Here is a 5,969-nt window from a genome sequence, read left to right as displayed (position 1 = left end):
TAGGCTTCGGGCGGTTCGTCGAAGTCGACTTTGGCAAGTTCAGCCTTCATGTTTTCCAGCCGATCCATTTGCGTTTCGATCGTGCGAATCGAATCGAAATACTCGTTGAATTTCAACCGGTCGGCGTACCCGAGGTCGCGTTGCAACGACTTGGCGTCCTCTAAAACGAGATCGGTCACGTCACGGTAGCGATCGATTTCCTGCGTCGAAAACAGTCGGTGATACATCTTCCGCGGGTCGCGGATCGACGGTGCAAGGTGTCCGGTGCCGTACCACGAGATGTTGTCAAAGTAGATCGATTCCTTGTTATCGCGGTGACTGTTGCAACTGAATTCGAGCGTCGGAAACGGCGTCGCCTTCCCGACTCGATCGGCGACCAGATGATCCAGCGTTCGATCCAACGGCCAGGCGGTGCCTTTGATCGTGTACGGTTCCGCACTGCTCAAGTAACACGAGGCGCATTGCGCGTGAACATCGGTCCCTTGCTGGAACGTCCGGTCCATCCCGGTGATCAAATTAATTTTGTTCTTGAAGGGTTCCAGCGGTCGCATCGTGGGCGTCAGCTCGCCCAGCGGTTTGACGCTGAAAAAGGGATCCTGCTTACCCAGCGACGTCATGACATTGCCGAGGTTCCCTTTGGGGATCACATCGTTGGCCTCGCCGGGAAAGAACCCGCGTCGGACGACACCGATCGGCACGTAGAAATGCGCCATCCGCTTGGGCACGCTGATCGCCGATCCGGCCGTCGCCAGACTTTCCATCCAAGGCAGCGACAACGCCGCGCCGCCGAGTCCGCGGAGGAAGGTTCGTCGTGAAGTGCGGTGCATCATTCGGCCTTGGGGTTGGTTTTACTTTGAAAGGGTTCGCTCCGAATCACTTCCTTGATCAGCGTTTGGATCTTGTAACCATCGTCGGCCGTTGCAGCGGCGATTTGGTCCAGTGCGATCTGATCCGGTGCCGACAATTCACGGGCGAGCCCGAAGGACAGCAGGTGGCCGGCCAACGCGCGGGTGAAACGATCTTTCTCGGCCAGCACCGCATCCTTGAATTCGACCACGTCCTTGAACGCATGCTTGCGAAACAAGGTGCCCGCGACGTCCACCGACCGCCCGTTTTCATACTGGCTTCGCCACCGGCCGACCGGGTCATAGTTTTCCAACGCGAATCCCAGCGGATCGATTTGCTCGTGACATCCCTTGCAATCACTTCGTTCACGGTGCAGAGAAAGCCTCTCGCGTAGCGTTAGGTGTTCTTCACCGGCCGGCGGTTTCTCACCCAACGGCGGCACATCGGCCGGCGGCGGGTCGGGCGGATTGTTGAAAATGGCGGTCGCGATCCAAGCCCCACGCGTGATCGGTTGAGTTCGGTCGGGACCAGAGGTCATCGTCATCACGGCGGCGTTGGTGATCACGCCTCCACTGCGCCGATCCGACACGGGAACCCGACGAAACTCCAACACCGTCACCCCGCCGCCCCGTTTCTGGATGTCCGAAGATTCGCTACGAAGCTCGCCATAGGCATCTTCCAACAACACCGAGCGGTAGGTGAAATCGGAGTCAATCAACTGTGTGATGGGATGGTTTTCGATCAAGACGGTTTCGAACAACAGCAGCGGTTCGATCATCATGTGCATGCTGTCGCGGTACTTGGCGAAGTAAAACTCCGGATACTTCTGCGGATTCGGAACCGACGAAATGATCCGTTCCAACTGCAGCCATTGAGCCGGAAAACTGTCACAGAACCGTTTCAGTTTTCTGTCCTTGAGCATCCGGGCGACCTGGGCATCCAAGGTTTCGGGCTGTTTCAATTGGCCCGCCGCGGCAAGCTCCAACAGTTCTGCATCCGGGATGCTGCCCCATAAGAAAAACGACAGCCGTGACGCGAGTTCCAAATCATCGACGGCTTGGGCCGTCGTCGAATCGCCGGATCGATCGTACAGATAGAGAAACGTTGGCGATGAAATCGTGGCGGCGGCGATCGATTTCATCGCATCGGTCCATTCGACTCCCGCGGTGAGCTGTCGCAACGTGAATCGGACGTATCGATCGAGAACGTCGTCGCCGACCGGGCGTCGAAAGGCGCGGGACAGAAAGGGTTTCAGGCGCTGCCGCAGTTCCGCGTCCAAGTCGGCATCGTCTGCCGGCGCGGCAAAAAACGTTTGCCAGATGCCGACGTTGTGGGGAACAAAATCGGGACTTTGCGTGATCGATTGCCCGAGCGCAAGAAACGCTTCCATCAACAAGGGCGACAACGAGAGGTGGTCGCCGCGGTTGTCGAAACCGTGTTCGGCACGGAGGTCTTGCGGAAACGCCGCCACACCCGCCAAACGCGGTTCGATCAGTTGCGACTTGCCCAGCGGACGACTTCCCACCGAAACAACCTCGGCCATCCGGCCGGTTTCCGGTTGAAAGTACCCTTTGTGCTCGCGCACCATCCGCTCGGGAAGGGTGAAGACGATGCATTTTAGATCGAACAAATCGATCACGGCGTTGTTGTATTGAAAACGATTCATCCGCCGGATCGGAGTGTGGGCAAAGGCCTTCTTCTCGGCGACGGCCGCCTGTAGGATCGCTTTGAGTTCCGAAACCAATTTACGACGCAGTTTCGGGTCCAGCGGTGGTTCGTCTTCCGGCGGCATCTCCTCCAAATCGAGCACATCGATCAAACCGCGGACGAGTTCGGTGTTTTGTGAGAGACCTTCCGCACGTACCGCCAGCAAGTTCACGTCGCCTTCGATTTCGTCGTTCGCGCCATGGCATTTGACACAGTGCTGCTTGAGTGCCGGTGCAAGGGTCTCGGTAAAGGCATCGGCGTCGGACGCGGCGGCTGAGCAGAAAAAACACGCCAACAGCAGAAGCGGGACGATGATCGCCAGGGCCGAGAGTTTCTGGAATGCGTGATTCGGCATCACTGGCAAATTCCGCGAGTGCGTGGAGGGATGACCAAGAGGGGCGGGTGGGAGGCAGGAGCGGAAATCGCCGGCGGTGGAGTCTTGGCGGATTTCGGCCAACGTCAAGTTTAACCTGTCCGAGCCCGTCACGCCAACGTTGCCGCAGGCCTATCGGTTGCGGCCACGTACGACGCCACCCCGCCACCCCAGCGGGACGCGTCAGCGACCGGCGCCCGGCGGGGCGCGCTAGCGACCGGCGCGTGATTGATCCACACCCCACACGCGCCACTGGCTCACGCCACGTGCTGGTGTGCCGCCCAGAGACGCCACCCGACCAGAAAGCTCGTTACAATGGCCGATTGGTCTGGGCAGTCACCCCCATGCAACGGGACGAAACGATGGTACTCCGATCCGTGTCTCCGGCCATTCTGGCCACGATGATGTTCTGCGGCGTCGCGACCGTTCTGGGCGGACAAGCCGACGATGATCTCAAGCGAATGGAGATCGACAAGGGCATCGTCGCGCTCGTCGGATTACCCGACCACAACGTCGACTACTTGATCGACCTGTGCCAGGCCAGTGAACTGACGGTCTATTTCCAAACCCCTGATGCTCGCCAGGCCCACGACGTGAGACGAGTTGCCGATGCGGCGGGTGTTTTGGGAACGCGTTTGTTCGTCGAAACGGGATCGGGTCGGTCCATTCATCTGGGCAACAACATGGCCGACCGCGTGCTGGTCTTCGAATCCGACAGCCGCGCCCCATCACGGCAAGAAATCTTACGCGTCTTGCGTCCCAAAGGTGTGGCGTTTCTCGGCGACCAAACCTTCACCAAGCCGGTTCCCGAGGGCGCCGACGATTGGTCTCATCCGTATCACGGCCCGGACAACAATCCGCAATCCGACGACCAATTGGTTCGTGGCAGCTTGCGAACCCAGTTCATCGGGTACCCGAAATTCAGTCCCATGCCGGAACAGACGGTCGTCGCCGGCGGGCGGATCTACAAAGCGATGGGGCACATCGCCCACAAAGCCAACCAGAACGAAATGCTCAATACGTTGTTGTGCATCAACGCCTACAACGGAACGATCCTATGGCGACGTCCGCTTTCCCCCGGTTTCATGCTGCACCGCAACACGATGGTCGCGACCGACGACGCGCTTTACCTGGGCGACCACGAAGCCTGCAAAATCATCGATGGTCGAACCGGAGAAACCATCGATGAAATCAAGGTGGGGACCGACATCAGTGACGGCCCGGTCTGGAAGTGGATGGCGATGCGTCACGGAATCCTGTTCGCGATGGTCGGTAACCCCGAAGCCAAACTGGAAACCCAACGCGCCATTCGACGCGGGCTGGGGCACTGGCCTTGGGGCATGTGGGACGGCCACGACTACAACGACCCCCGTACCTCGTTCGGCTTCGGTCGAACGCTGGTCGCGATCGATCTGAAAACGAAAGAACGCCTGTGGCACTATCGGGATGACGAGTTCTTAGACGCCCGCGCGGTGTGCATGAACGAGAGTCAGATCTTCTGTTATTGCCCTGGCAAATTCCTGGCTTCGATCGATCGGTACACGGGAAAGCTGAACTGGAAGAACACCGACAAAGACCTCTTGGATGCGATCGGCGACAATCAAAAGGCACAGCACTACATCACCGGTTACGCCACCACGTGCTACATGAAGTGCAATGCGGACTACCTGTTCTTTGCCGGACCCCAACGCGCTCGCATGGTCGTCGCCTCCGCTCACGACGGCAAACTTGCCTGGACACACCCGACGGGCAATCTGCAACTGGTGCTTCGTGACGACGGCGTTTGGGCGGCCGGTCCGCAAAAGTCAGAAAACGGAATGAAGTTCAACTACGAAACGGGCGACGTGCTGGCGACGTTTCCCGCCCGCCGCGCCTGCACGCGCGCGACCGGTTGCGCCGACAGCATCTTCTATCGTGCCAACGGCGGCACCGTTCGAGTGCTGACGGAGTCCAACACGGCCCAGCACATCGACCCGATGCGTCCGCCGTGTCAGGATGGCGTCATTATCGCCGGCGGACATCTGTACTGGGGGCCTTGGATGTGTGGTTGCCAATTGTCGCTCTACGGCAACATCGGTCTGCGCCCCGGGGACGATGCGGCCGACGAAACGGACGACTCGAACGAACCCCGCTTGGTCCGCGGCGACATCGAGGCGGCGGTCCAATCGCTGGACATCCATCCCGGGGACTGGACCACCTACCGCGGCAACAATGCTCGCACGGACACCTCACCGGTGGCGATCCCCGAGGCTGTCCAACAACGGTGGGCGGTCCAAGTTTGTCGCGATGCGTTGCCGACCGCGCCGGTCACCGCCGGCGACTTGGTCTTCATCGCCGATCGCACCGGTGCCGTCCAAGCGATCGACGGGGAGGGAAAGTCGGTCTGGAAGACGTACACGGCCGGACCGATTTATTACCCGCCGGCGGTCGCCCACGATCGCGTTTACGTGGGGTCAGCCGACGGACGAGTCTACGCCTTCGCGGCCCGGGACGGACGATTCCTGTGGTCGTACCGCGTCGGTCCGAAAGATTATTGGATCTCCGTCTATGACCGTCTTGTTTCCGCATGGCCCGTCGCGGGCGGCGTGGTGGTCGACGGTGACACGGTTTACGCGGCTGCGGGGATCACGCACTACGACGGCACCCACGTCGTCGCACTCGATGCGCGGACGGGAGCGTTAAAGGTTTCCAACACGACGTCGGGAACGTTGGAACGTGAAGTCAACAACGGCATCAGTCTGCAGGGCAACCTGACGATCGTCGATGATGAACTGCGATTTCTTGCCGGCGGCGTGTACGAGACGGCGCGCTATGACCTGGAAACACTGGAGTGCCTCAACACGCCACGGGCTCAAGTCAATTCGCAATTCCGGACGGCGTTCTACCCGTATTATCCGGCGTACGGAAAATACGTCTCGTTGGATTATCAGTGCAGCGACGGCTGCCAGCTTAGCCACGACGCCAGTTACGAAGGCAGCCAATTCGTTAACTTGGCTCGCCAACAGCCGTTGGCACCGGGGACTCCCAAACCCTACAAAGAAGC

Annotated in this window: 3 protein-coding genes; 1 reads left to right on the top strand and 2 read right to left on the bottom strand. The window is 59.7% G+C overall.

The window, feature by feature from the left end; genetic code table 11:
- Both ABX749_RS18670 and ABX749_RS18665 read right to left on the bottom strand, forming a co-directional pair.
- A partial coding sequence (locus ABX749_RS18670) for a DUF1552 domain-containing protein (RefSeq protein WP_372897291.1) occupies positions 1–830 on the bottom strand: 830 nt, incomplete at its 3' end.
- Complete coding sequence (locus tag ABX749_RS18665) at positions 827–2,908, bottom strand: DUF1592 domain-containing protein (RefSeq protein ID WP_372897290.1); 2,082 nt, start codon at positions 2,906–2,908, stop codon at positions 827–829. The genes ABX749_RS18670 and ABX749_RS18665, both read right to left, overlap by 4 nt.
- 380 nt (positions 2,909–3,288) lie before the next feature.
- Between ABX749_RS18665 and ABX749_RS18660 the strand changes: the two genes are divergently transcribed.
- The coding region (locus tag ABX749_RS18660) for a PQQ-binding-like beta-propeller repeat protein (protein ID WP_372897289.1) at positions 3,289–5,969 on the top strand (2,681 nt) is incomplete at its 3' end.

It is taken from the genome of Stieleria sp., from assembly GCF_041595215.1.
GTDB classification, from domain to species: Bacteria; Planctomycetota; Planctomycetia; order Pirellulales; family Pirellulaceae; genus Stieleria; species Stieleria magnilauensis.
The sequence above is the reverse complement of the archived record's forward strand: the minus strand, read 5'-3'. Positions and strand labels throughout refer to the sequence as shown.

Excerpts from the sequence above, each read along its gene's own strand:
- ABX749_RS18665 (WP_372897290.1), bottom strand. The coding sequence starts at position 2,908 with ATGCCGAATCACGCATTCCAGAAACTCTCGGCCCTGGCGATCATCGTC.